At 72.7% G+C, this 22,331-nt stretch carries 21 protein-coding genes, 1 tRNA gene and 1 pseudogene; 13 read left to right on the top strand and 10 right to left on the bottom strand.

Annotated features, from left to right (window positions below; all coding sequences use genetic code 11):
- The first annotated feature begins 30 nt into the window (after positions 1-30).
- Positions 31-351 (top strand): YnfA family protein, encoded by a 321-nt coding sequence (locus tag ACLBXO_RS10570; protein ID WP_331313901.1) that lies wholly within the window; start codon positions 31-33, stop codon positions 349-351.
- A gap of 128 nt (positions 352-479) precedes the next feature.
- Positions 480-1,103: a crossover junction endodeoxyribonuclease RuvC gene (gene ruvC / locus ACLBXO_RS10565; protein ID WP_447685352.1), complete on the top strand. Its 624-nt coding sequence runs from the start codon at positions 480-482 to the stop codon at positions 1,101-1,103.
- A gap of 17 nt (positions 1,104-1,120) precedes the next feature.
- Here ruvC and ACLBXO_RS10560 read toward each other — a convergent pair.
- Positions 1,121-1,204 (bottom strand) — tRNA-Tyr (locus ACLBXO_RS10560).
- Positions 1,205-1,501: 297 nt separating this feature from the next.
- On the opposite strand from ACLBXO_RS10560, the gene ACLBXO_RS10555 reads away from it, so the two are divergent.
- From ACLBXO_RS10555 to ACLBXO_RS10540, 4 genes are all read left to right on the top strand, one after another.
- Entirely contained in the window at positions 1,502-3,352 is a 1,851-nt protein-coding gene (locus tag ACLBXO_RS10555; protein ID WP_447685351.1) for a DEAD/DEAH box helicase, read from the top strand.
- A 21-nt stretch (positions 3,353-3,373) separates the two neighbouring features.
- Positions 3,374-3,697, top strand: coding sequence for a hypothetical protein (locus ACLBXO_RS10550; RefSeq protein WP_331313907.1), 324 nt, complete (start codon positions 3,374-3,376; stop codon positions 3,695-3,697).
- Between the two features lie 121 nt (positions 3,698-3,818).
- Entirely contained in the window at positions 3,819-4,232 is a 414-nt protein-coding gene (locus tag ACLBXO_RS10545; RefSeq protein WP_447685350.1) for a DUF3597 domain-containing protein, read from the top strand.
- Positions 4,233-4,449: 217 nt separating this feature from the next.
- Positions 4,450-5,121, top strand: coding sequence for an ankyrin repeat domain-containing protein (locus tag ACLBXO_RS10540; RefSeq protein ID WP_331313908.1), 672 nt, complete (start codon positions 4,450-4,452; stop codon positions 5,119-5,121).
- 25 nt (positions 5,122-5,146) lie between these two features.
- On the opposite strand, the gene ACLBXO_RS10535 is transcribed toward ACLBXO_RS10540, so the two are convergent.
- Both ACLBXO_RS10535 and ACLBXO_RS10530 read right to left on the bottom strand, forming a co-directional pair.
- Positions 5,147-6,274, bottom strand: a complete 1,128-nt coding sequence (locus ACLBXO_RS10535) for a polyamine ABC transporter substrate-binding protein (RefSeq protein ID WP_331313909.1) — start codon at positions 6,272-6,274, stop codon at positions 5,147-5,149.
- Positions 6,271-6,627, bottom strand: coding sequence for a RidA family protein (locus tag ACLBXO_RS10530; RefSeq protein ID WP_331313910.1), 357 nt, complete (start codon positions 6,625-6,627; stop codon positions 6,271-6,273). Before ACLBXO_RS10530 ends, ACLBXO_RS10535 begins: the two co-directional genes overlap by 4 nt.
- A gap of 182 nt (positions 6,628-6,809) precedes the next feature.
- Between ACLBXO_RS10530 and ACLBXO_RS10525 the strand changes: the two genes are divergently transcribed.
- Positions 6,810-7,073, top strand: coding sequence for a GlsB/YeaQ/YmgE family stress response membrane protein (locus ACLBXO_RS10525; protein ID WP_331313912.1), 264 nt, complete (start codon positions 6,810-6,812; stop codon positions 7,071-7,073).
- Positions 7,074-7,299: 226 nt separating this feature from the next.
- Here the strand turns inward: ACLBXO_RS10525 and ACLBXO_RS10520 are convergent, their stop codons facing one another.
- The 3 genes from ACLBXO_RS10520 to rpsO all read right to left on the bottom strand — a co-directional run bounded on the left by ACLBXO_RS10520 (position 7,300) and on the right by rpsO (position 10,405).
- Positions 7,300-7,521 carry a YgaP-like transmembrane domain gene (locus ACLBXO_RS10520; protein WP_020093742.1) on the bottom strand — a complete coding sequence of 74 codons (222 nt, stop codon included), beginning with the start codon at positions 7,519-7,521 and terminating at the stop codon, positions 7,300-7,302.
- Positions 7,522-7,694: 173 nt separating this feature from the next.
- A complete protein-coding gene (gene pnp / locus ACLBXO_RS10515; protein WP_447685349.1) occupies positions 7,695-9,914 on the bottom strand; it encodes a polyribonucleotide nucleotidyltransferase in 2,220 nt (739 codons plus the stop codon).
- A 221-nt stretch (positions 9,915-10,135) separates the two neighbouring features.
- Positions 10,136-10,405, bottom strand: coding sequence for a 30S ribosomal protein S15 (gene rpsO, locus ACLBXO_RS10510; RefSeq protein ID WP_012317943.1), 270 nt, complete (start codon positions 10,403-10,405; stop codon positions 10,136-10,138).
- Positions 10,406-10,696: 291 nt separating this feature from the next.
- Between rpsO and ACLBXO_RS10505 the strand changes: the two genes are divergently transcribed.
- The 3 genes from ACLBXO_RS10505 (at position 10,697) to ACLBXO_RS10495 (ending at position 14,885) form a co-directional block, all read left to right on the top strand.
- Entirely contained in the window at positions 10,697-12,697 is a 2,001-nt protein-coding gene (locus ACLBXO_RS10505; protein WP_447685348.1) for a hypothetical protein, read from the top strand.
- Positions 12,690-13,370 carry a hypothetical protein gene (locus tag ACLBXO_RS10500; RefSeq protein ID WP_447685347.1) on the top strand — a complete coding sequence of 227 codons (681 nt, stop codon included), beginning with the start codon at positions 12,690-12,692 and terminating at the stop codon, positions 13,368-13,370. Before ACLBXO_RS10505 ends, ACLBXO_RS10500 begins: the two co-directional genes overlap by 8 nt.
- Positions 13,371-13,496: 126 nt before the next feature.
- A complete protein-coding gene (locus tag ACLBXO_RS10495; RefSeq protein ID WP_447685346.1) occupies positions 13,497-14,885 on the top strand; it encodes an amino acid permease in 1,389 nt (462 codons plus the stop codon).
- Here the strand turns inward: ACLBXO_RS10495 and ACLBXO_RS10490 are convergent.
- From ACLBXO_RS10490 to ACLBXO_RS10475, 4 genes are all read right to left on the bottom strand, one after another.
- Positions 14,878-15,288, bottom strand: a complete 411-nt coding sequence (locus ACLBXO_RS10490; RefSeq protein WP_447685345.1) for a flagellar biosynthesis protein FlgC — start codon at positions 15,286-15,288, stop codon at positions 14,878-14,880. The two genes, ACLBXO_RS10495 and ACLBXO_RS10490, sit on opposite strands and share 8 nt — an antisense overlap.
- A 62-nt stretch (positions 15,289-15,350) precedes the next feature.
- Positions 15,351-16,211, bottom strand: a complete 861-nt coding sequence (locus ACLBXO_RS10485; RefSeq protein ID WP_447685344.1) for a formyltransferase family protein — start codon at positions 16,209-16,211, stop codon at positions 15,351-15,353.
- Positions 16,211-16,978 carry an SDR family NAD(P)-dependent oxidoreductase gene (locus ACLBXO_RS10480; RefSeq protein ID WP_447685343.1) on the bottom strand — a complete coding sequence of 256 codons (768 nt, stop codon included), beginning with the start codon at positions 16,976-16,978 and terminating at the stop codon, positions 16,211-16,213. Before ACLBXO_RS10480 ends, ACLBXO_RS10485 begins: the two co-directional genes overlap by 1 nt.
- 115 nt (positions 16,979-17,093) lie before the next feature.
- A complete protein-coding gene (locus ACLBXO_RS10475) occupies positions 17,094-18,401 on the bottom strand; it encodes a capsule biosynthesis protein (protein WP_447685342.1) in 1,308 nt (435 codons plus the stop codon).
- A 336-nt stretch (positions 18,402-18,737) separates the two neighbouring features.
- On the opposite strand from ACLBXO_RS10475, the gene ACLBXO_RS10470 reads away from it, so the two are divergent.
- The 3 genes and pseudogenes from ACLBXO_RS10470 to ACLBXO_RS10460 form a co-directional block, all read left to right on the top strand.
- Positions 18,738-20,240, top strand: coding sequence for a capsular polysaccharide export protein, LipB/KpsS family (locus ACLBXO_RS10470; RefSeq protein WP_447685341.1), 1,503 nt, complete (start codon positions 18,738-18,740; stop codon positions 20,238-20,240).
- A 220-nt stretch (positions 20,241-20,460) separates the two neighbouring features.
- Positions 20,461-21,951: an LTA synthase family protein gene (locus ACLBXO_RS10465; RefSeq protein ID WP_447685340.1), complete on the top strand. Its 1,491-nt coding sequence runs from the start codon at positions 20,461-20,463 to the stop codon at positions 21,949-21,951.
- Positions 21,952-22,144: 193 nt separating this feature from the next.
- Positions 22,145-22,331 (top strand): annotated as a pseudogene (locus ACLBXO_RS10460) (polysaccharide biosynthesis/export family protein); the annotation flags it as partial.

Raw genomic sequence — 22,331 nt, 5'->3', positions numbered from 1 at the left:
CAGCGCGGCGCGCCGTGCCAAGCTGACCCGATGAGCCTCCTCGCCTACGCGGCCGCCGCCCTCGCCGAGATCGCCGGCTGCTTCGCGTTCTGGGCCTGGCTGCGGCTCGGGCGGTCGGCCTGGTGGGCGCTCCCGGGCCTCGCCTCGCTGGCGGCCTTCGCGGCCCTGCTGACCCTCGTGGACAGCCCGGCGGCGGGGCGCGCCTTCGCGGCCTACGGCGGCGTCTACGTGGCGGCCTCGGTCCTGTGGCTGTGGCTCGCGGAGGGGCAGCGGCCCGACCGCTGGGATCTCGCGGGCAGCGCGGTCTGCCTCGCCGGAACGGCCCTGATCCTCCTCGGCCGCCGGGGATGAGAGCGGCGCGGCAGCGCGCCGGGCCGTGACGGAAGCGGCCAACAGCCTCCGCGACCGGAACCTTGGTGAAACCGAGCGTTCACGATACGTACGGCAGCCTCGGGCCGTTCACCGAGCCGTGGAGCCCCATGACCAGCCCCGTCCGCATTCTCGGCATCGATCCCGGACTCCGCCGCACCGGCTGGGGCGTGATCACCGCGCAGGGCACGAAACTCACCTACGACGATTGCGGGGTCGTGACCTCGGACGGCGAGCTCCCGCTGGCGCTGCGCCTGCGGGAGCTGTTCGAGGGGATCGGCCGCGTGGTCGAGGCCGTGCGGCCCGACGAGGTCGCCGTGGAGGAGACCTTCGTCAACAAGGACGCCCAGGCGACGCTCAAGCTGGGCCACGCGCGGGCGATGGCACTGCTCGTGCCAGCCCTCGCCGGGCTGCCGGTGTTCGAGTACGCCCCCAACCTGATCAAGAAGACCGTGGCGGGCTCCGGCCACGCCGAGAAGGCGCAGATCCAGGCGATGGTCCGCTTCCTTCTGCCGAAGGCCGAGTTCCGCGTCGCGGACGCCGCCGACGCGCTGGCCATCGCGATCACCCATGCCAGTCACCGGGACAGCCACGCGCTGCGGCAGGCGCATCTGCCGGGGGGCAAGCGCCGCTCGCTCACCGGCCAGGCGGCCGCGGGACAGGGGCTCGAAGGGAAGGGCTTCTCGGCCGCCGCGGCCGCGCGCATCGAGGCCGCGCTGGCGAAACAAGGCTGACGGGATCGGGAAGAACTTGGTGGGGGAAGTAGGACTCGAACCTACGAAGCTTACGCAGCGGATTTACAGTCCGCCCCCTTTGCCGCTCGGGACATTCCCCCAAGGCGGGCATCGCCCGCGGCGCCCTTATGGTGAGGGGTGGGCCGGGTGTCAACGCTTATGGTGCACCGATCCGGCCCGTCGGGTGCGGCAATCGTGGAGAGCGGGGCGGTTTCGCTCGGAAGCGCCGCGATCCGGAAGGCGGCGTGTCCCGAAGCGCCCCATCCCGCCGGGTCCGGCCTCGCGGCGCCCGCGGCTCCGGCGTCGGGACGAAAACGCGAACGTTCCGCGACTCCGGGGATTCACAAAGGAATCCGGATCGGCCACGGTGTGCCGATGTCGCCCTGCTTCGTCGGCCCTTGACCCGTCCCGCCCCGTCCCTAAGGTCGCACCAGCGCACGCTGATGGCCCTGGTCGCGGCCATGGCGAGCGGGGAGGCGGCCCATGTCCGGAAGATCCTGGCCGCGGTCACCCCCGGCGGCGGGAAGTCGCTGCTCCCGGTCATCGCCGCGCACCGGCTGATCGACGCGGGGCTCGTCGAGCGCGTGGTCTGGGTGGTGCCGCGGGATTCCCTGCGGCTGCAGGCCGAGGAGGCCTTCGCCGACCCGCGTTGGCGCGCGGCCCTCGGGCACGCCCTCAGCGTTCGGGCCGCCGACAACGAGCGCGACCCGGCACGGGGTCTGGCCGGCTACGTCACCACCTATCAGGCGGTCGCCGCAGCCCCGGCGCTCCACCTCGCGGAGGCGCGGGCGCACCGCACCCTCCTGGTGGTCGACGAGGTCCATCACCTACCGGTCCCCGGCCGCCCGGGTGCCGACGAGACCGCCGCGGAGGACGCCGAAGCCGGGGCGTGGTCCCGCGCGATGCTGCCCGTCATGGAGGCGGCGGCCGTGCGCCTGTACCTGTCCGGGACGCTGGAGCGGGCCGACGGGCGTCGGATCCTCGGGCTGCCCTACCAGCCCGCCGCGCCCGGCCGCGGTCCGGACCTCGACCTCGACGCCCCCGGCCTCGCGGTCATCGGCTACTCGCGGGCGCAGGCGCTGGCCGAGCGGGCCGTGCTGCCGGTGACGTTCGGCGCCATCGACGGCGAGGCGAGCTGGCTGGAAGGCGGACGGATCGCCGGCGACAGCCCGCGCGTCGGGCCGCACCGGCTGGGCGCGGGCGCGGTCCGGATCACCACCCGGCCGGCGCTGTTCACCGCCCTGCGAACGGGGTTTGCCCGCGACCTGCTGAGCGAGGCGTTCTTCGCCACCAAGCGCCTGCGCGCCCGGCGCCGGGCCGAGCGCGATCTCCCGCCCGGTGAGCCGGCCCGGGGTCTCGGAAAGCTCCTCGTGGTGGCGCCCGATCAGGCGAGCGCGCGGGCCTACCTCGCGACCCTGCGGGACTGGATGCCGGCCGGGCAGGGCGCGCGCGATGTCCGCCTCGCGACCTCCGGCCAGGGCGACGCCCACGCGGCTCTGGCGGCGTTCCGGCTCACGCCGGAGCCGGCCGTGCTGGTGACGGTGGCGATGGCCTACGAGGGTCTGGACGCCCCGGAGGTCGCGGTGGTCGCGGCCCTGACGCATATCCGCTCCCGACCCTGGCTCGAGCAGATGCTCGCCCGGGCCACCCGGGTCGATCCCCATGCCGGCCCCTACGACGGGCAGCAGGCGCTGATCTTCCACCCCGACGACCCGCTCTTCGCGCGGTTCCGCCTCGAACTCGAGACCGAGCAGGGCAGCAGCGTCCGGCCGCCCCGCGAGCGGCCGGCGAGCGCCGTCGTGCCCGAGCGGACCCGCTGGCGCGACGACGAGCCGGGCGGGATCACACCCCTGGAGAGCAACGCGATCGGCATGCGCTACGCCCTGCTCCGACCGCGTCTTCCCGAACCGGGCCCCGCGGCGCCCGCGCCCGAACCGCCCTCCGTCAGCGAGCGGACCCTGCGCCAGCGGCTCGCCGCCGCCGTCGCCGCCCAGGCGGTGGAGGACGAGACTTCCCTGCGCGTGCCCCGCGGCGGAAATCTCGCGCACCGCTACAACGCCGTTCTCAAGCGCGTGCTCGGCAAGGGCCGCGCGACCATGACCCTCCCGGAACTGGAGGCGGCCCTGTCGTGGCTCGAGCGCAACCGCCTCTCCGACCACCTCGACCGCCTCGACGGCGATGCGCGCTACGCGTGGTCCGCCCGCCAGCGCCGCGGCCGCTGGCAGCCGGAGCGCGCCGCCGGCCGCTGAACTGCCCGGAAGGAGACAGCGATGACCGAGAACCTGCCCGCCAGCTTCGCCGCGACACTCACCGGGTCCGAGCCGCCGACCGGCTGGCCCGCCCCGCTCGCCGCACTCTGGTGGCTCGCCCGGGACGCGTCCGGCCCGGCCTCCGCGGCCTGGGAGCGGGCGCACCGCCTCGTCCAGGACGCAGGCGGGCCCGACGCGGCCTGGGTCCACGCCCATCTCCACCGGATCGAGGGCGATGACGGCAACGCGCGCTACTGGTACGCCCGCGCCGGCCGCCCGGTCCCGGACGGCGCGCTCGCGGCGGAGCGGACAGCGCTCGTCGCCGCCCTGTGGGCAGCATCCTGAACGCTCCGAGCGCCGCCGCGCCGACCGTCCCGAGCCCGCCGGATCGCGGAACGCCCAGGCTCACAGCCAGTTGAATGGCCGCCCGGCGCGGAGATCGGGCCTCGTTTATCGGAGCGGATCCATGAGCCTCCTCGGCAGCATCGTCAGCAAGATCCTCCATCCGTTCGGTGGCGGCACCGCGGACGCCGCCCCCGCGCCCACCGCCGGCTCCGGCGGCCCGGCCGGCACCAGCACGCCCTCCACCCCGTCGGCCCCCGGCACGGCCGGCGGCAGCGAGCCGGTGGACGTCGCGGCGGTGCTCACCGGCCTCGCCGAGAAGAACCCGCAGACGCTCGACTGGCGCCACTCCATCGTCGACCTGATGAAGCTGCTGGGCCTCGATTCCGGCCTCGCCTCGCGCAAGCAGCTCGCCGACGAGCTCCACTACACCGGCGACAAGGACGATTCGGCCAGCATGAACATCTGGCTGCACAAGCAGGTCATGCAGAAGCTCGCCGAGAACGGCGGCAAGGTTCCGGACGATCTGAAGCACTAGAGCGCCGATCCCGGCCTCGACGCGCATCGCCGCGGACGGTCTCGACCCGTCCGCGGCGATGGCGTTTCTCACACCCGTCATTCGCTGCCGCGTCACCCCGCGGCGACACCTGCGGGATAGTCTTCCCAGGACGGCTCTTGCCGCACCCCTGTCTTTCTCGATCACATGGCCCGCGTCACGCAGCGCCGAATCAGGCGGCGTCGAGGAGCGAACCGTCATGGAGATCCCGACCGGGGACAATCGCGGCGCCTTCGCGGCGTCCCCTCTCGCGGCGCTCGCCGCAGCGGTCGCGCGCGATGACGTGGCGTGCATCGCCGCGCTGGCACCCGACCTGGATCTCTCCCTCCGCGGCGAACGGAACCTCACCCTGCTCGAATGGGCGGTCTGGAACGCGCGGCCGCGCGCGGTGGTGGCCCTGCTCGACGCCGGCGCGGACCCGTCCGTGCGGGGGCTCGATCAGGAGACCGTGCTGCACATGGCGGCGATGGTGGAGGACCCGACCTACCTGGAGATCCTGCTGCGGCACGGCGCGCCGGTCGACCCGGTGAGCCCGCGCGGCCAGTGGACGCCGCTGTTCCGCGCCGTCCAGAACCGCCGCGAGGCGCAGTTCGCGCTGCTGCTGCGGGCCGGCGCCGACCCGAACCGGGTCGACGCCACCGGCAACTCGCTGCTGCACGTGGCGGCGCAGGTCGGCGCGGCCAATCCCTGGGTGTTGAGGCTGCTCGAGGCCGGGATCGACCCGACCCTGCGCAACGCGCAGCGGAAGACCTTCCAGCCGTACTTCTTCACCACGCCCGAGCGCCTGCTGAACGATTCCGGGCGGGAGACCCGCGCGGCGGTCCGCGCGTGGCTCGCCCGCAGCGGCATCCCGGTGGATCCGGAACGCTGACGGAGCCCTCCGGCGCCGATTCGCGTCAGCGCCCGGTGCGGACCCGGGTCCAGAGGCGGGTGACGAAGCGCTGGGTGCGGTCGTCCCAGGCGGTGTTGATGGACAGGCGCTGCATCGTCGCCTCGTCCGGATAGATGCCGGGATTGCTCAGGATCTCGGGCTTCACGAACCTCTTCGCCGCCAGGTTGCCGCTGGCGTAGGACACGAAGTTGGTGTTGGCCGCCGCCACCTCTGGCCGCATCATGTAGTCGATGAAGGCCAGCGCCTCGGCCGGGTGGGCGGCATCCTTCGGGATCGCGAAGGTGTCGAACCACATCAGCGCGCCTTCCTTCGGCACGACGTAGGCGATGTCGATCCCGTTCTTGGCCTCCTCGGCCCGGCGCTTGGCCTGCATGATGTCGCCCGAATAGCCGACGGCCAGGCAGATATCGCCGTTAGCCAGCGCCTGGATGTATTCCGACGAGTGGAACTTCCGCACGGCGCCGCGCACCTTGTAGAGGGCGTCGGTCACCAGGGTCATGTCGTCCCAGCGCTTGGAATCCGCCTTCGCGCCGAAGGCCGGGAGCATGCTGGGGATCAGGTCCTCGGGGCTGTCGAGCATCATGATCCCGCACTCCTTCAGCTTGTTCGCCGAGGCGGGATTGAGGACGACCGACCACGAATTCACCGCCGCGTTGGCGCCCAGGCGCTCGCGCACGGCGGCGACGTTGTAGCCGATGCCGGTCGTGCCCCACATGTAGTCGACGGCATAGGTATTGCCGGGATCGTAGGCCGCCAGCCGGCTGGTCACCTCGGGCCAGAGATTGCCGAGGTTCTTCAGCTTGGACTTATCGAGGGGCAGGAAGGCGCCGGCCCGGATCAGTCGCTGCAGGTAGGGCCCGGACGGCACGACGATGTCGTAGCCCGACCGGCCGGCGAGCAGCTTGGTCTCCAGGATCTCGTTGTTGTCGTAGGTGTCGTAGACGACCTTGATCCCGGTCTCCCGGGTGAAGGCCTCGAGCACCTGCGGGTCGATATAGTCCGACCAGTTGTAGATGTTGACGACCCGCTCCTCGGCGGCCGGTGCCGGCCGCACGAGGGGCAGGATCGCCAGGAGCCCTCCCGCGAGGACGGCCGCGGCCGCCGCCAGGAGGGTCCGGCGCGGGCCGCTCACCGGCTCCTCGCGGCCACGACCACGATCTCGACCAGGTATTCCGGCGCGGCGAGCTTGGCCTCGACGGTGGCGCGGGCAGGCGGATTCTCGGGGGAGACCCAGGCGTCCCAGGCGGCGTTCATCTCCGCGAAGGTCGCGATGTCGGCGAGGTAGATCGTGGCCGAGAGGATCCGCGCCTTGTCGCTGCCGGCGGCGGCCAGGAGCCGGTCGATCTCCGACAGGATCTGCTGGGTCTGGATCGTGACCCCGGTGCCGACCGTGTCGGAGGCGACCTGCCCGGCGAGGTAGACCATGTCGCCGAAGGTGACGGCCTGCGACATCCGCTTGCCAGGCTCGATCCGCTGAATGTCCATACCCGTCTCCACATCCTCGAGAACCGGCGTATCTGCCGTCGCGCCGGCCTGGCCGTAAAGGGCTGCGCGCGCACGCGCCGCGGGAACCCGAGGAAAATCGTCATCGGCAGCCGGGGTGCGGGCAACCGTCGCGGGCCTCGAAGCGTTCTGCCGCCATCGACAATCACGCCTCGGGGTCAGTCATGGGTATTCTCTGGACCATCATCATCGGATTTCTCGCCGGCGTCGTCGCCAAGTTCCTCATGCCGGGCCCGAACGAGCCCGCCGGCTTCATCCTGACCACGATCCTCGGCATCGTCGGCGCCTTCGTGGCGACCTTCCTGGGTCAGGCGATCGGCTGGTACGGGCCGAACCAGGGCGCGGGCTTCATCGGTGCGATCGTGGGTGCGGTGGTCGTGCTGTTCATCTACGGCCTGATCGCCGGCCGCCGCACCACCACCTACTGATCCGCCCGGCAGGTCCTGATACGACGAGGGGCGCCCCGCGGGACGCCCCTTTCTCATTGTCGGTCTGCCGCATTCCGGTGGAGAGCGCCCACTCGAGCGCTCCTCCGTCATCACGAGCGTAGCGACGTGACCCAGGGCAGCGCGACGATGTCGAACGTCGCGCTGCCTGGATTGCTTCGCAGCGCTCGCAAAGACGGTGGCGTTGGGGCCCTCGAACGGCTTGGGCTCAGAGATGCTCGGAGGCAGCCTTCACGGCGCAGTGGCCGGTCGCACCGCGCACCGCCAGCCCGACGCCGACCACGAGCGCCAGCAGGCTCAGGAGCTTGTTGGGCCGGGGCTGCGCGGCCGCAGCGGCGATCCCGAGCCCGAGCGCCACCGAGACGGCGCGCTCCGTGGTGGACAGGTTCGGCTGCCCGCTGAAGATGTCGTGCATCATGTCGTTGGCCATGAGGGTCTCCGGTTGGGAAGTCGCCGGGGAACGCGGGATACGGCGCCCCGTTCCCGACCGAGGAACCGGGACGGCCTGGTTGGCGGCACCACGAAAAAGGGCGCGGCCCCTGAGGACCGCGCCCGTGTCGGAAGTCCCGCACCGGCCGGAGCCGGCGCGTTCGTTCGCGCGACTTACTCGCCCGCCTCGCGGCGGCGCTCGCCGCGGTGGCGGCCGCCCTCGCGGGGCTCGCGCGGCTCGTCGCCGCGCTCGGCCCGCTCGGCGTCGCGCTGTGCCTTCACCTTCTCGGTGATGTCCTCGCCGGTCTGCTGATCGACGACCTTCATGGACAGGCGGATCTTGCCGCGGTCGTCCTGACCGAGGAACTTGACCTTGACCTTATCGCCTTCCTTGACGACGTCCGTCACCTTGGCGACGCGGTTCGCGGCGAGCTCCGAGATGTGGACGAGGCCGTCCTTGGCGCCGAAGAAGTTCACGAAGGCGCCGAACTCCATGCACTTCACGATCGTGCCGTCGTAGATCACGCCGACCTCCGGCTCCGCCACGATCGAGCGGATCCAGTTGTAGGCGGCCTTGATGGCCTTGCCGTCCGAGGAGGCGATCTTCACGACGCCGGTATCCTCGATGTTGATCTTGGCGCCGGTCTTCTCGACGATCTCGCGGATCACCTTGCCGCCGGTGCCGATCACGTCGCGGATCTTGTCGGTCGGGATCTGCATCGTCTCGATGCGCGGCGCGTACTCGCCGAGCTCGGGGCGGGCCGCCGTCAGGGCCTTGGCCATCTCGGCCAGGATGTGGGCGCGGCCGTCCTTCGCCTGGGCGAGGGCGATCTTCATGATCTCCTCGGTGATGCCGGCGATCTTGATGTCCATCTGGAGCGAGGTCACGCCCTCGTCCGTGCCGGCCACCTTGAAGTCCATGTCGCCGAGGTGATCCTCGTCGCCGAGGATGTCGGACAGGACCGCGAAGCGCTCACCCTCGAGGATGAGGCCCATGGCGATGCCCGCAACCGGGCGGCGCAGCGGCACGCCGGCATCCATCAGCGACAGCGAGCCGCCGCAGACCGAGGCCATTGAGGACGAGCCGTTGGACTCCGTGATCTCCGACACGACGCGGATCGTGTACGGGAACTCGTGGGCCGGCGGCAGGACCGGGCGGATCGCCCGCCAGGCGAGCTTGCCGTGGCCGATCTCGCGGCGGCCCGGCGAGCCCATCCGGCCGGTCTCGCCGACGCTATAGGGAGGGAAGTTGTAGTGGAGCAGGAAGCGCTCCTTGTAGGTGCCTTCCAGCGCGTCGATGAACTGCTCGTCCTCGCCGGTGCCGAGGGTGGCGACCACGAGGGCCTGGGTCTCGCCGCGGGTGAACAGGGCCGAGCCGTGGGCGCGGGGCAGCACGCCGACCTCGGAGAGGATCGAGCGGACCGTCTTCACGTCGCGGCCGTCGATGCGGGCGCCGCTGTCGAGGATGTTCCAGCGGACCACCTTCGACTGGGCCTCCTTGAAGGCGGCCTTGACCTTCTCGGCCGGGAACTTCTCGGCGCCCTCGGGGCAGAGGGCGGCCATCACCTTCGCCTTCACGGCGTCGACGGCGGCGTAGCGCTCCTGCTTGACGGTCTTGGTGTAGGCGGCGCGCAGCTCCGCCTCGCAGACCTCCAGCACCGCCTTCTCGACGTCGGCGTTCTCGGGGGCCTTGAAGTCGCGCGGCTCCTTGGCGGCCTTCTCGGCGAGGCGGATGATCGCCTCGATCACCGGCTGGAAGTGCTTGTGGCCGAACATCACGGCGCCGAGCATCACCTCCTCGGAGAGCTCCTTGGCCTCCGACTCGACCATCAGCACCGCGTCCTGCGTGCCGGCGACGACGAGGTCGAGGCTCGACTCTTCCTTGGTCTCGGTGACCAGCGGGTTCAGCCGGTAGCCGCCGTTGATGTAGCCGACGCGGGCGCCGCCGATCGGGCCCATGAACGGCACGCCCGAGAGGGTCAGGGCCGCGGAGGCCGCCACCATCGCGACGATGTCGGGATCGTTCTCGAGGTCGTGGGTCAGGACGGTGACGACGACCTGCGTGTCGTTGCGCCAGCCGTCGATGAAGAGCGGGCGGATCGGGCGGTCGATGAGGCGGGAGACCAAGGTCTCCTTCTCGGAGGGCCGGCCCTCGCGCTTGAAGTAGCCGCCGGGGATGCGGCCGGCCGCGTAGGCGCGCTCCTGGTAGTTCACGGTGAGCGGCATGAAGTCGATGCCGGGCTTCGGCTCCTTCGTGGCGACCACGGTGGCGAGGACCGAGGTCTCACCGTATGTGGCGACCACGGCGCCGTCGGCCTGACGGGCGACCTTGCCGGTCTCCAGGACGAGCTTGCGGTCGCCCCACATCAGCTCTTCGCGTTGAACGTCGAACATTCTTGATCTCTTCCTTGCCTGCGGCGGGCCCAAGCCCGGCGCCGCCCGGGGGCAAGACGGCGAGACACTGCGCCGGAACATCCTCGGCGAAGTGTCTCGCGATCCTGCCCCGACGCTGGCGCCTCGAAGCGGCCCGCTTGTCGGGAGACCGGACCCATTCCGGCAGCCCGTGATGGTGAAACGCGGCCCCGGGCCGGGCCCGGAACCGCGCGAGGGGCGCCTTAGCGGCGGATGCCGAGACGCTCGATGAGGGCGCGGTAGCGGGCCTCGTCCTTGCGCTTGACGTAGTCGAGCAGCGAGCGGCGCTGCGAGACCAGCTTGAGGAGTCCGCGGCGGGAATGGTTGTCCTTGCCGTGGGTCTTGAAGTGGCCGGTCAGGTTCGTGATCCGCTCGGTGAGGATCGCCACCTGAACCTCGGGGGACCCGGTGTCCTTGGCGTCCTTGCGGTGTTCCTTGATGAGCGCGGTCTTGCGCTCTGCCGTGATCGACATCGCGTGCCTTTCGGGTTGTGCTGGTCGGATGCGGCGCCCCAAACGGGCGCGCGCGGGCTCGGCGTTCGGCCGGTGCCGGGATGTCGTCCAGCACGGTCACAGCGCCAAGCGGCTCAAGCCCCGCCCGGCAACCCGGGTCGAGGCCGCGCGATCCATACACGAAACCGACGGTTATGCCAGTCCCGAGCCGGGCGGGCCGCAGCGGTGGCGCGTCGCGGCTGTCCGGGCTCGTCCAAAGAACGGTTAACGCCCCCGTGCTACCCGGAGCCGCTCACGCGACGCGGCCCGGCGATGAACGGCACCTTCTCGGATGCGTGCGGCGTCGTCGTCGCGACGCTGCTCGGCATCCCCCTCGTGCTCCTGCCGGGCTACGCCCTGGGCGGACTGACCGGCATCCTCGGATTCCGCACGCTCGCGCCCGGCGACCGCCTGCTGTGCGGGGCGCTCCTCGGGATCGGCCTCCTGCCCGCCCTCGACAGCCTGCTGATCCAGGCGGCCGGCGTCCCGGTCGCGGCGCTCGCGACCGGCGCCGCGGGGCTCGTCGCGCTCCGGCCGGCCCTGCGCGACCTGCGGGATTCCCGCGACCGGGCGGCGCGCGCCCTCGCGCTGCTCTGGCTCGGCGTCGTGGCCTACGCGCTGATCGACCTCGATACCGGCACCGCCCTCTACCGCCCCGCGACGATCATCGACCTCGTCAAGCACGCCGCCCTCACGCGCGCGATCGTCGAGCACGGGTTGCCGCCGGTGGATCCGTTCTTCGCCCGGCCCGAGCGGGCGGGTTACTATTACGGCTTCTACACGCTCACCGCCCTGGTCGACTGGGCGGGCGGGCGGCTGGTCGACGGCCGGACCGCCTTCGCGGGCTTGGCCTTCTGGACCGGGCTCGCGCTCCTCGGCCTGATCGACCGGCTCCTCGCCGCGACCGGCCTCGTCGCGGACGCCGCGCCCCGGCTCGTGCGCCGCGCGGTGCTCCTGCTGCTGCCGGCCGGAAGCCTCGACATCCTGCTGGTCCTCGCCGACCGGGCGACCTCCGGGACCTGGCTGCCGATCCCGGAATGGCTCAACGAGCAGGTCCTCAACTGGCCCGCCTCCCTGGTCTGGGTGCCGCACCACGTCGCCGGCGCCCTGGCCGGATGGCTCGGTCTCCTGGCCCTGGCGGAGGTCGCGGACCGGACGCGGCCGGACCGGCGATCGGAGGCCGCGGCGATCGGCGTCGCGGGGCCGGCCTTCGCGGCCTGCGCGGGCCTGTCCGTCTGGGTCTGCCTCGGCACGGCGAGTGCGGCCGGCGCCTGGCTGGTGCTGCTCGGCCTGGAGCGCCGCTGGCGCGCCGCGGGCCGGCTGGCCGTTGCCGGCCTGCTCAGCGCCGCGCTGGCCGCCCCCTACCTGATGAGCATTCTGGCCAACCGGACCGACGACGGCGCGCCGATCCGGTTCTCGATCCGGCGCTTCGGCCCGCTCGACGGCCTCGTCGACGAGCCGGCGCTGAGCGCGCTCCGCCTGATCCTCCTGCCGCTGAACTACTACGCGGCGCTGGGCGTCTGCGCCGCCGGTGCGCTGCTGTTCTGGCGCGTCGTGCCCCGCCGCGAGGCCCACGGCCGCGAGGCCGGACGACTGCTCACCCTCTGCGCGGCGGCCAGCCTGCTCATCGGCGGCTTCCTGCGCTCGGCGATCCTCAACAACGACCTCGGCGCGCGCGTCGTCCTGCTCGCGCAGGTCGCGACCCTGGTCTGGACCGTCGTGGCCCTGGCCCGCCTGAGCGAGGCGCGGCGGCTCCGGTTCCCCGGTCTCCTCGGCCCGCTGCTCGCCCTCGGTTACGCGACGACCCTCTACGGCTTCGTCGGGATGCGCGCCTATCCGGCCTCCGACCGGCCCGCCTTCGCCCGCCTCGCCGGCCATCCCGATATCGACCGGTCGCTGCGCGCGGCCTACACCTGGGCCGGCACGCACCTGCCCCGGGACCTGGTGATGCAGCAATCGCCGGTGCCGCGGCGGGTGTTCGATTTCGGGCTCTACGGTCTCCAGCCGACAGGAGTGGCCGACGCGGAGGCCCGGCTGTTCGGCGCGCCGCCGGAGGCCGTGGCCGCGCGGCTCGCCGATGTCGCGCCGATCTTCCGCGACATCCTGGACGGCGCCGCGGTGCGGCGGCGCGCCGCGGCGGCCGGGATCGGCGCCCTGGTCATCACCGCGCAGGACGCGCCCTGGAGCAGCCCGGATTCCTGGGTCTGGCGCAGCCCCGCGGTCTACGCCGATCCGCGCGTCCGGATCCTGCGGGTCGAGGATCTCCATGACTGAAGCCGGTTCCACGACACCCGCCCGCCCGCGGGCCGGGCAGGCCCTGCGCTGGCTCTGCGCGCAGGCGCTGCTGCAGGCCGCGGCGATCGTCCTCGGCCTCGCGAGCTTCGTGCTGCTGTTCCAGACCGATCTCTGGTCGGGCGTGACGATCCTGTTCTACCGCGGCCTGATCCTGCTCGCGGTCGCCTTCCTGCTGACCCTTGGGGTCACCGCGCTCCTGGCTGGACTCGGCCGGGCCTGGGGGCTGCGCCGGCGCGACGCCCTCGGCGCCTGCGTCCTGTCGCTGTCCCTGAACCTGAGCGCCTTCGTGATCCTGCCGGTGACGGTCGACCGCTCGATCAGCGTGTTCCTGCTCGGTCAGATGGCCGCCCACCCCGGGGAGCGCGTCACCCCGGACGCGGCGCGGGCGGTGTTCGAGCGGGTCTATCTCGGCGAGTTCCGGCAGATGGAGCGGCGCCTCGCCGAGCAGCAGGCGTCGGGCAACGTCGCGCGGGCGGGTGACGGCTACGTCATCACCCCGCAGGGCAGCGCCTTCATCCGCTTCTGCGGCCTCGTCGCCCGGGCGTTCCGAACCGACACCCGGATGATCGGCGGCGCGGGCGCCGCACCGCCCCAGTCCGGCGCGGGCGACCCGGGCGCGCCCGACGGTGCCGCCGGCCCGGTACGGCGCTAGGCTGTCGCCGCGCGCGGCCGGGCCCGGAGCGGTGGGGCGCGGGACCGGCCCGGGCGAGTCCGCCGGGGCCGCCGTCCGGGCATGGAATGTGCCGGGTGACGATCCGGGCGAGGGGGAACGGGCGCGATGGCGGACTCGGCGATGACCAAGGGTGAACGGCCGGGGGCGGGGCGCGACCTCGCCCGGAGCCTGACCGCGCCGGGCCTCGTCGCCATCGGCCTCGGCGCCACGATCGGCGCCGGCATCTTCGTGCTCACCGGAACGGCGGCGGCGCAGTACGCGGGCCCGGCGCTCAGCCTCTCCTTCGTGATCGGCGGCATCGCCTGCGGCCTCGTCGGCCTGTGCTACGCCGAGCTGGCCGCCATGATCCCGGAGGCGGGATCCACCTACACCTACACCCGCGCGAGCCTCGGGCGTTTCCCCGCCTGGATCATCGGCTGGGATCTCGTCCTGGAATTCGCCGTGGCGGCGGCGACCGTGGCGGTGGGCTGGTCGGGCTACGCGCAGTCCCTGGTGGCGGAGTTCGGCCTGCATCTGCCGCCGGCCCTGGCCGGGGCACCCGGCGACGGCGGCGTCGTCAACCTGCCGGCGGCCGGGATCGTGCTGCTGCTCAGCGCCCTGCTGATGCGCGCCACCCGGGAGGCCTCCCTGGTCAACGGGCTGCTCGTCGCCTGCAAGATCGCGATCATCCTGGCCTTCGTGGGCGTCGGCGCGGCCCATCTGCGGCCGGAACTCTGGCACCCGTTCGTGCCGGAGAATGCCGGGACCTTCGGCGCGTACGGCTGGAGCGGCGTGTTCCGCGGCGCCGCGGTGGTGTTCTTCGCCTTCGTGGGCTTCGAGACCGTGGCGACGGCCGCGGGCGAGTGCCGGGCGCCGCAGCGCGACGCGCCGGTGGGCCTGATCGGATCGCTGCTGATCACCACGATCCTGTACGTGGCCATGGCGGCCGTCCTCACCGGCCTCGTCCCCTACCGCGAGCTGGGCGTCGCCGACCCGGTGGCCAAGGCGGTCGACGTGATCGGGCTGTCGGGCTTCTCCACGGTCATCAAGGTCGGCGCCCTGATCGGCCTGACCACCTCGGCGCTGACCGCCCTCTACGGGCAGAGCCGGATCTTCTTCGCCATCGCCCGCGACGGCCTGCTCCCGAGGATCTTCTGTCGGGTCCATCCGGTGACGCGCGTGCCGGTGGCGAGCCAGCTAGTGATCGGGCTGTTCACGGCGGCCGTGGCGGGGCTCGTGCCGATCGACGTCCTGGGCGAGATCGTCAGCATCGGCACGCTGCTGGCGTTCTGCCTCGTCTGCGCGACGGTGCTGATCCTGCGCCGGACCGCTCCGGACCGGGCGCGCCCGTTCCGCGTGCCGGCGGCGACGCTCACGGCCGGGCTCGGGATCCTGTCCTGCGTCACGCTGATGGCCTCGCTCCCGGCCGACACCTGGATCCGCCTCGCGATCTGGCTGGCGATCGGTCTGGCGATCTACGCCGGCTACGGCCGGCGGCACGGCCGGCTCAGCTGATCAGGTTGATCGTGGCCTGCGTCAGCGTGCTGAGCGAGGTCGAGGCGCTCAGGCTCAGCTCGTAGTTCCGGATCACCCGCTGCAGGTCGGCCGATTCGACCGCGATGTTCACGTTCGGCAGGCGGACATAGCCCCTCAGATCCGCACCGGGGCTGGTCGGGTCATAGCGGGCGCGGAAGCCGGTCGTGTCGCGGACGATCCGGCCGACCGGGTCGCCGGGGCTGTCGGCGACCACGGGCGCGAACACCGCGATCTTGCGGGCGTAGGGGGCACCGCCCGGGGTGGTCGGCACCGAGTCGGCGTTGGCGAGGTTCTCGGAGATCGCGCGGATCCGCCCGCTCTGCACCTGCCGGCCGGCGGCCAGGGCGTCGGAGGCCGAGTGGAGGGCGCTGGTATCCGGCATGCGCGGGCCCTGTCGACGGCGAGGATCTGACCGAGTCCTTGCCGAACAGCCTTAACCGGGAGTTAAGATGCCCGCGCGGACAGGCTCAGCGCGTCCCGCAGGTCCTGCCCGTCGGTGAGCCGCAGGCCCCGGCGGCGCAGCGCGGCCAGCATCGCACGGTCCGGGAACGGGCAGTACGGCAGAACCGGCGCGGTCCGCCCCTCCGGCAGCGCCCCGGTCCGGGCGACCTCGTCCAGCAGCCGGTCGAGCATCGCGCGCCCGTGGGCGTGGAGCGCAACCGAGGCCCGGGTCGCGGTCGTGCCCTCGGGCAGCGCCACCGCTTCCTGGGCGAGGATCGCGCCGGTGTCGATCGCGGCGGCCAGCCGGTGCAGGGTCATGCCGAACTGCCCGGGCCCGTCGGCCAGGGCGTGGATCGTCGGCACCGGGCCCCGGTGGCGCGGCAGCAGGCCGGGATGCCCGTTGATGCCGCCGAGCCGCGCCAGACCGATGGTCTCGGGTTTCAGGATCTGGTCGAAATGGTAGGTGAGGATCAGGTCCGGCGCCGCGTCCCGCAGGCTCCGGGCGACGTCGGGACCGTTGACGTCGTCGACGGTCAGGGTCGGGATGCCGAGGCGGCGGCACAGGGTCCTGAGGGGCGTCGCCTCCGGCGCGTCCCCGCTTCCGGACGCCGCCTGGGTCAGGGGTGCCAGGGGCCGCAGCAGGTCCGGGAGGCCGAAATTGACCGCGAGGTACGGCAGGATCCCGGTGCCCGAGCGGGCGAGGTGGCGCCGGATCTGGCCGGTCAAGCCGCCGCTCGACGGCCGCTCGGCATTCGAGAGCCCCACCAGCGCGATGTCGCCCCGGAGGTCGGCGACGAGCCGGCGCACCGCGCGGGCGTTCGGCAGCGCCTCCAGAACGAACAGCGCAATCCGCGGGCGCGCCATCAGCGCCGCTTCCGCCGCTGGAACCGGAAGGCGTAGAGGCCGGCCTTGCGGACGTTCTCCGGCAGGAGCAGCACGGTGCGGGCGAGCGCCGTGAGGATGTACGGGAAGGCGATCACGTCGCGGTTGGCCGCGATCCCCTTGGCGATCCGCACGGCCGCCTCATCGGCGCTGATCTCCAGCGGCCGCCAGCCCTTGAGCTCGCCGCCCATCGGCGTCTTCACGTAGCCCGGGGTGACGACGTTGACCTTCACGCCCCGGGGCGCGACCTTCTGGCGCAGGGCGAGGCCGTGGGCGACCAGGGCCGCCTTGGCGCCGCTGTAGGCCGGCGCGTCCTGGAGCGGCGCGTAGGCCGCGAGCGACGACAGCAGCACGATCTGACCGCGCCCGCGCTGGAGCATCAGCGTCAGGGTCGGCAGGATCACGTTGAGCGTGCCGGTGTAGTTGATGTCGGCGGTCTCGAAAGCCACGTCCTCGGCCTCCACCTGCCCCTCCTGGTTCCCGCCGTTCACCGCCGCGTTGGCGATGACGAGGTCGAGGGGGGCCTCGGCATCGGACCGGTGGACCAGCGCCACGGTGGCGGCCCGGTCGCGGGTGTCGAGACGGGCGGTCTCGACGGCGGCGCCGCGGGCGCGGCAGTCCCGGGCGACCGTCTCCAGCCGCTCGGCGTTGCGGCCGACCAGGATGAGGCTCGCGCCGGATTGCGCGTAGTGGCGCGCCAGCGCGGCGCCGATGCCGCTCGACGCGCCGGTGATCAGAATGCGGGGCATGGGGCGGGTTACGCCGCCGCGCGGGGAAAGATCAAGGCCGGGAAAGGCTCACCGGCGGTGAAACCCGCTTCAAACGCCGCCGAACGGCGACGGATCCGGGAGCCGGCGATTCCGGTCAGTAGACCGGCGCGAGCTCGCCGTCGCGCTCGGCCACCGCGCTGACCGCCCGCGCCGCCGCCAGCATCGAGTCGGGCAGGGCCGCCTCCATCCGCGGAACGGAGCCGGCCACGGCCCGGTCGATCGCCTCCTTGGAGAAGAAGCCGCCGTTGACCTGGGTCCGGTGCAGGACCACGCGGCGGAAATCCGCCATCAGGTCCATCTCCGGCGGCGTCGGACTCTTCCAGAAGCTGTCGAGGTCGCCCTGATGGGTCAGGCCGGCCATGTTGTAGATCGCGGTGCCGACCGCGTGGGTCGGGCAGCCCATCTCCAGGGACAGCATCCCCACCGTCGAGTTGACGATGACGACGCCGCGCGCGCCCTTGATCAGGGCCGGCAGGTCGCCGCCGTCGATGAAGTCGAGCCGGTCGCTGACGCCGTGGCGGCGGGCGGAGGCGCGCGCGAACTTGCGCCAGTTGATCAGGCCGCTGTCGAGCGGGTGCAGCTTCACCAGCAGCCGGGTCGGTGCCGACGAGCCGTCCGCGAAGGACTTGATCACGCGGTCCATGAAGCCCTCGACGCCGAGGAAGGGCGAGTGGACCCGGATCTGATAGTCGCTGTCGAGCTGCAGCGGCAGCAGGAAGTAGTCGCAGCCGACCGCGCGGTAGATCTCGTCGCAGCGCGCCGCCTCGCGGCGGGTATGGGCGCGGCGGGCGAACTTCTTGATCCAGCCGGCATACTCGGCCGCGATATGGGTCGGCCGGTGGCTGCGGAAATGCGGGAAGAGGTAGGGGAACAGGACGTTGGCGAGGTTGTAGCCGACGTCCCAGACGCTGCGGCGGGCCATGTCGCCCGTGGAGGGCATCGCCCGGCCGGGCTGCGGCAGGCGTCGGGCCAGGGCCCGGATCTCGGCGGCCGTCCGGGGGAGGGACGAGAAGCCGTTCACGCCGCCCAGTTCGCAGGTGATCCAGTTCGGGCGGATGTAGCCCTCCTCGAACACGTGCACCCGCAGGCCGCGATACTCGGCGATCATGCGGGCCGCCTTGTGGAACGGCCGGCAATCGCCGAACAGCACGATGTCGGTCACGCTCTCGCGGTCGAGATAGGCCTCGAGATACTCGCCCCAGGCCTCGCGGCGGCCGCGGTAATTGTCGGCCTCGCCGCTCCAGAACAGCCAGTCGCCGGGGCAGAGATTGATGCGCCGGACGGAGTGTCCTCGCGCGCGCAGCGCCTTCCCGAGATCGGAGAAGAACGGCGTCGCGATGCCCTGCAGGAAGAGGAAGGTCGCGGGGCGGTCGCGGAGGGCGTCGGGGGCGGGCTGTTGCATTCCGCGGCGCTTCTGTCCTTGACCCTGGGCCGGATGAACCGGGCCGGCGAGAGACTCTTGAGGTGGCACGGTGCCCGGCGGGCCCGCAATCCGAAGCCATGCCGAGGCATGGCGTTTCCGCATCGGCGTGGCCCGTCTGCAACGGTCCCGCGCCTGCGGCTCAGCCTTCGGATTAGGGGGCCAATCGCGGCGACGATATGTCCAAATCCTTTCCAGGACGTGGCGACGGCGACGCGCGCTCAGGTTGTCCCCGCGTTGCAACACCATCCCATGCCGGCGAAAATGCGCTACAGGCCTGTTCCGCACCTCGCCCGACCGGAGCCGGACACACCGACCATGCCCGCTGACCCGACCCCGTCGCTCTACGCGACCGGCCGCACGATCCGCCGCCTGCGGGCGGAGATCGAGGCCGCGACGGGTCTCGCCTTCGGTCCGGCGCGCCCCGGCGCCGTCGGCGCCGCCTGGAGCGCCGGCAGCCTCGCCACGCGCCTGCTGGCGCTGACGCGGCAGCGCCGGCTCGTGGTCGCGCCCGGTCCGCTCCTGAGCCCCTACGACTCGCCGGAGGCCGGCTTCGCCTCCCTGCGGCTCACCCTCGACGGCGCGCCGCTCGGCGGGGAGGGCGGCGTCCACTACTTCGACCCCTGGAGCCGGGCGACGATCGACCGCGCGGCCTGCGCCGAACGGGTGGCGTGGCTCGCCGCGCGCTTCGCCGAGAACGACCGGCGGGTGGTCTATGTCGGGATGTCGCGCTGGAAGCGGCCCGCCCTCGACGTCCTGGGCGCGGGGCCCGCCGGCCGGCCGATCCACACCATGACCACCGAGGCCGCGATCACCGCGGGGCAGCGTCACGGCGGCCGCATCCTCGCCTGGGCGACGCGGGCACCGGGCCAGCTCGAGGAGGCCTGCGCGCGGGCCGGCCTGCCCCTGGCCCGGGTCGAGGACGGGTTCCTGCGCTCCGTCGGGCTCGGTGCCAGCCTGCAGCCCGGCGCCTCCATCGTGGTGGACGACCTCGGCATCTACTACGACCCGCGCCGGGAGAGCCGCCTGCAGCGGCTGCTCGCCGAGGCCGACTTCACCCCGGACCTCGTCGCCCGGGCGCGGCGCCTGCGCGAGGAGGTCGTGGCGCGCCGGCTCAGCAAGTACAATGTCGGCCTCGACGCCGCCGCACTCGACTGGCCGTCGGGCCGGCGGATCGTACTCGTGCCCGGCCAGGTCGAGGACGACGCCTCGGTGCGCCACGGCTCGCCGCTGGTCCGCTCGAACCGGGCGCTGCTCGAGGCGGCGCGGCGGCGCAACCCGGACGCGTTCCTGCTCTACAAGCCGCATCCCGACGTGGAGGCCGGGTTCCGTCCCGGCATCATCCCGGAGCCGGAAGCCCTGACCCTGGCCGACCGGATCGTGGGGGGCATCAGCATCGTCGATCTCCTCGACCGGGTGCATCACGTCGAGACCATGACGTCGCTCGCCGGGTTCGAGGCCCTGATCCGCGGGCTGACCGTGGCGACGCACGGCCGGCCGTTCTACTCGGGTTGGGGCCTGTCGGAGGATCTCGCGCCGGGCGCCGACCGCGGCCGCCGCCTGAGCCTGGACGAGCTGGTGGCGGGCGCCATGATCCTCTACGCGCGCTACCTCGACCCGGTGGCGATGAAGCCGTGCACCCCGGAGCAGCTCCTCGACCGTCTCAGCGCGGCCCGGGCGGCGGCGCCGCGCAACGCCCTATCCCTCGGCCGCACGGCCCATCTGGTGATGCGCGCCCGCTACGGCCTCCTGAATCCCGTCGTGCGGGCCCTGCGCAGCCGGCGCGGCGTCGGCCGCGAGGCCGGCGGCGGACCGCGCTAGGGCGGCGCGCGCGGCGCGAATCCGGTTCCGCGAGACCCTGATGTGACACCAAAGCGATAGCGCCCGCTGCTAGAGTCCGCCCGCAGCCGCCCGTCCCCGGGGCCGATTCCGATCATTCTGGATCAGGAACGGCTCGTAACGCCTTGCTCCCGCGCGCTGTTTCCCGCCAGGCCCGGATCCCGGCGGCGAGCAGGCCCGCCCCACGCCGAGTGCCCGTGTCTTGACGACGTTCCTCATCGCCACCGGTCTCGCGCTCGCCGTGTGCCTCGCCCTGGAGGTGTTCGCGGGCGACTCGATCGCCCGGGCGAGCCTCGCAGCCCGGGATCTCGGCCTGCGGCTGCTCGGCTACCTGCTGATCCTGCTGTTCTGGTTCGAGTTCTCCTGGCGGCCCTGGCTCGCGGGGCTCACCGGCGTGATCACCGTGGCGATCCTGATCGTCGTCAGCCGCGCGAAGCGCTCCGTGATCGGCGAGCCGCTGCTGTTCAGCGACTTCGCCCTGCTTCCCCAGGTGCCGCGTCACCCGCAGCTCTACTACATCCCGCCCCTGTGGGACCCGCGCATCTCGGTGCCGGTGCTGCTCACCGCGGCCTTCACCGCCCTGTGGTACTGGATCGAGCCGAGCGTGCTGCCCGCCGCGACCGTGCCGCGGGTGCTGGCGATGCTCGGCCTGCCGCTCGCGCTCTGGCTGCTGGTCAAGGCCGCCCCGCGCCCGCCGCTCGCCCGGCTGATCGCCCGCTGGTTCCCGGAGCCCGATCTGGAGGCGGACGTGACCCGGGTCGGCCTCCCGGCGAGCCTCCTGGGCTACACCGCCCGGGCGCTGGCGGACGGCGTGCCGGTGCCCGCGGCGCCGGCTCTGCCGGACGGGCCGGGCGACGACGTCGTCGTGGTAATCCAGCTCGAGTCCTTCGTCGATCCGGAGCGGCTCGGCGGCGCGCAGCTGCCGGCGATGGAGCTGTTCCGCACCCGGGCCGCGCAGTACGGGCGTCTCCGGGTTCCGGCGCACGGCGCCTACACGATGCGCAGCGAGCACGCGGTGCTCACCGGCCGACCGTCCGAGAGCCTCGGCTTCGGCCGCTACGACCCCTACACGGCCCGCGGCGGCGACGAGCCGACGAGCCTCGCCCGGCTCGCCGGGAAACGGGGCTACGGGACCCTGTTCCTGCACCCGTTCCACCGGGACTTCTTCCGCCGGGCCAAGGTGATGGAGGCCTTCGGCTTCGCCGACCTCGTCATGGGCGAGGCGTTCGCGGAGGCGCCGCGCGTCGGCCCCTATGTCGGGGACGTCGCCCTCGGCGCGCGGCTCCTCGCGGAGGTCCGGGCCCGGCCTGCGCCGCTGTTCCTGTTCTGCGTGACCATGGAGAACCACGGCCCCTGGAAGCCCGGGCGGCTGCCGGGCATCGACGACCCGCAGGCGCAGTATCTCCATCACGTCGCCCATACCGGGCGGATGGTCGAGGATCTCGTCGCGGGCCTGGACGCGGTCGCCCGCGAGCGCCGCCAGACCATCACGCTCTGCGTGTTCGGCGACCACGCTCCGTCGCTGCCGAGTTGCAAGCCGGGCTTCGGCGGCCGGACCACCGAGTACGCCCTGTTCCGCTTCGGCCGCCCGCAGGCGGCCCCGCGGCGTGCCGACATCGCCGCCGACGAGCTCGGGCGGGCGCTGCGCGGGAGTCTCGCGACCGCGCCTGCGGACATCGCCGCGGGGACATGATACGGTTAAGCTTGCGCCGCATAAGCGTGGCCGTGCCACGCTGGTGACGCATTGCCCGCGGATAGCGCGACCGTCCGCGCGGTGGCCGCCCCTCCGGCGGGGCCATTAAAGCGATCGCAGCGTTTGGCGGTCAAACTGGGTGTCCCGGCTCGGGCCAGCGATGGCGCGGGCTCGGCGAGGAGAAATCTTTGTGATGCTGCGTAAGACGGCGTGCACCGCCCTGATGGCCGCCCTGGCGGCTGGATCTGCCGGCGGCTGCACGTACCTGCCCGCGGCGGGTCCGACGGCGAGCGCGATCCAGGCCGGGGCCGAGGTCGCCACGGCCGACGGCGGGATCCTCGCCCGCTACGAGATCATCGACGTCACGCCCTCCGTGGTCG

The organism is Methylobacterium sp. C33D (assembly GCF_053345825.1).
This window is presented reverse-complemented; position numbering and strand designations above follow the sequence as displayed.

Excerpts from the sequence above, each read along its gene's own strand:
- ruvC (WP_447685352.1), top strand. The coding sequence starts at position 480 with ATGACCAGCCCCGTCCGCATTCTCGGCATCGATCCCGGACTCCGCCGC.
- ACLBXO_RS10530 (WP_331313910.1), bottom strand. The coding sequence starts at position 6,627 with ATGGACATTCAGCGGATCGAGCCTGGCAAGCGGATGTCGCAGGCCGTC.
- ACLBXO_RS10495 (WP_447685346.1), top strand. The coding sequence starts at position 13,497 with ATGGCGGACTCGGCGATGACCAAGGGTGAACGGCCGGGGGCGGGGCGC.
- ACLBXO_RS10485 (WP_447685344.1), bottom strand. The coding sequence starts at position 16,211 with ATGGCGCGCCCGCGGATTGCGCTGTTCGTTCTGGAGGCGCTGCCGAAC.
- ACLBXO_RS10520 (WP_020093742.1), bottom strand. The coding sequence starts at position 7,521 with ATGGCCAACGACATGATGCACGACATCTTCAGCGGGCAGCCGAACCTG.
- ACLBXO_RS10525 (WP_331313912.1), top strand. The coding sequence starts at position 6,810 with ATGGGTATTCTCTGGACCATCATCATCGGATTTCTCGCCGGCGTCGTC.
- ACLBXO_RS10550 (WP_331313907.1), top strand. The coding sequence starts at position 3,374 with ATGACCGAGAACCTGCCCGCCAGCTTCGCCGCGACACTCACCGGGTCC.
- ACLBXO_RS10570 (WP_331313901.1), top strand. The coding sequence starts at position 31 with ATGAGCCTCCTCGCCTACGCGGCCGCCGCCCTCGCCGAGATCGCCGGC.
- ACLBXO_RS10480 (WP_447685343.1), bottom strand. The coding sequence starts at position 16,978 with ATGCCCCGCATTCTGATCACCGGCGCGTCGAGCGGCATCGGCGCCGCG.
- rpsO (WP_012317943.1), bottom strand. The coding sequence starts at position 10,405 with ATGTCGATCACGGCAGAGCGCAAGACCGCGCTCATCAAGGAACACCGC.
- ACLBXO_RS10540 (WP_331313908.1), top strand. The coding sequence starts at position 4,450 with ATGGAGATCCCGACCGGGGACAATCGCGGCGCCTTCGCGGCGTCCCCT.
- ACLBXO_RS10470 (WP_447685341.1), top strand. The coding sequence starts at position 18,738 with ATGCCCGCTGACCCGACCCCGTCGCTCTACGCGACCGGCCGCACGATC.
- ACLBXO_RS10490 (WP_447685345.1), bottom strand. The coding sequence starts at position 15,288 with ATGCCGGATACCAGCGCCCTCCACTCGGCCTCCGACGCCCTGGCCGCC.
- ACLBXO_RS10505 (WP_447685348.1), top strand. The coding sequence starts at position 10,697 with ATGAACGGCACCTTCTCGGATGCGTGCGGCGTCGTCGTCGCGACGCTG.
- ACLBXO_RS10545 (WP_447685350.1), top strand. The coding sequence starts at position 3,819 with ATGAGCCTCCTCGGCAGCATCGTCAGCAAGATCCTCCATCCGTTCGGT.
- pnp (WP_447685349.1), bottom strand. The coding sequence starts at position 9,914 with ATGTTCGACGTTCAACGCGAAGAGCTGATGTGGGGCGACCGCAAGCTC.
- ACLBXO_RS10475 (WP_447685342.1), bottom strand. The coding sequence starts at position 18,401 with ATGCAACAGCCCGCCCCCGACGCCCTCCGCGACCGCCCCGCGACCTTC.
- ACLBXO_RS10500 (WP_447685347.1), top strand. The coding sequence starts at position 12,690 with ATGACTGAAGCCGGTTCCACGACACCCGCCCGCCCGCGGGCCGGGCAG.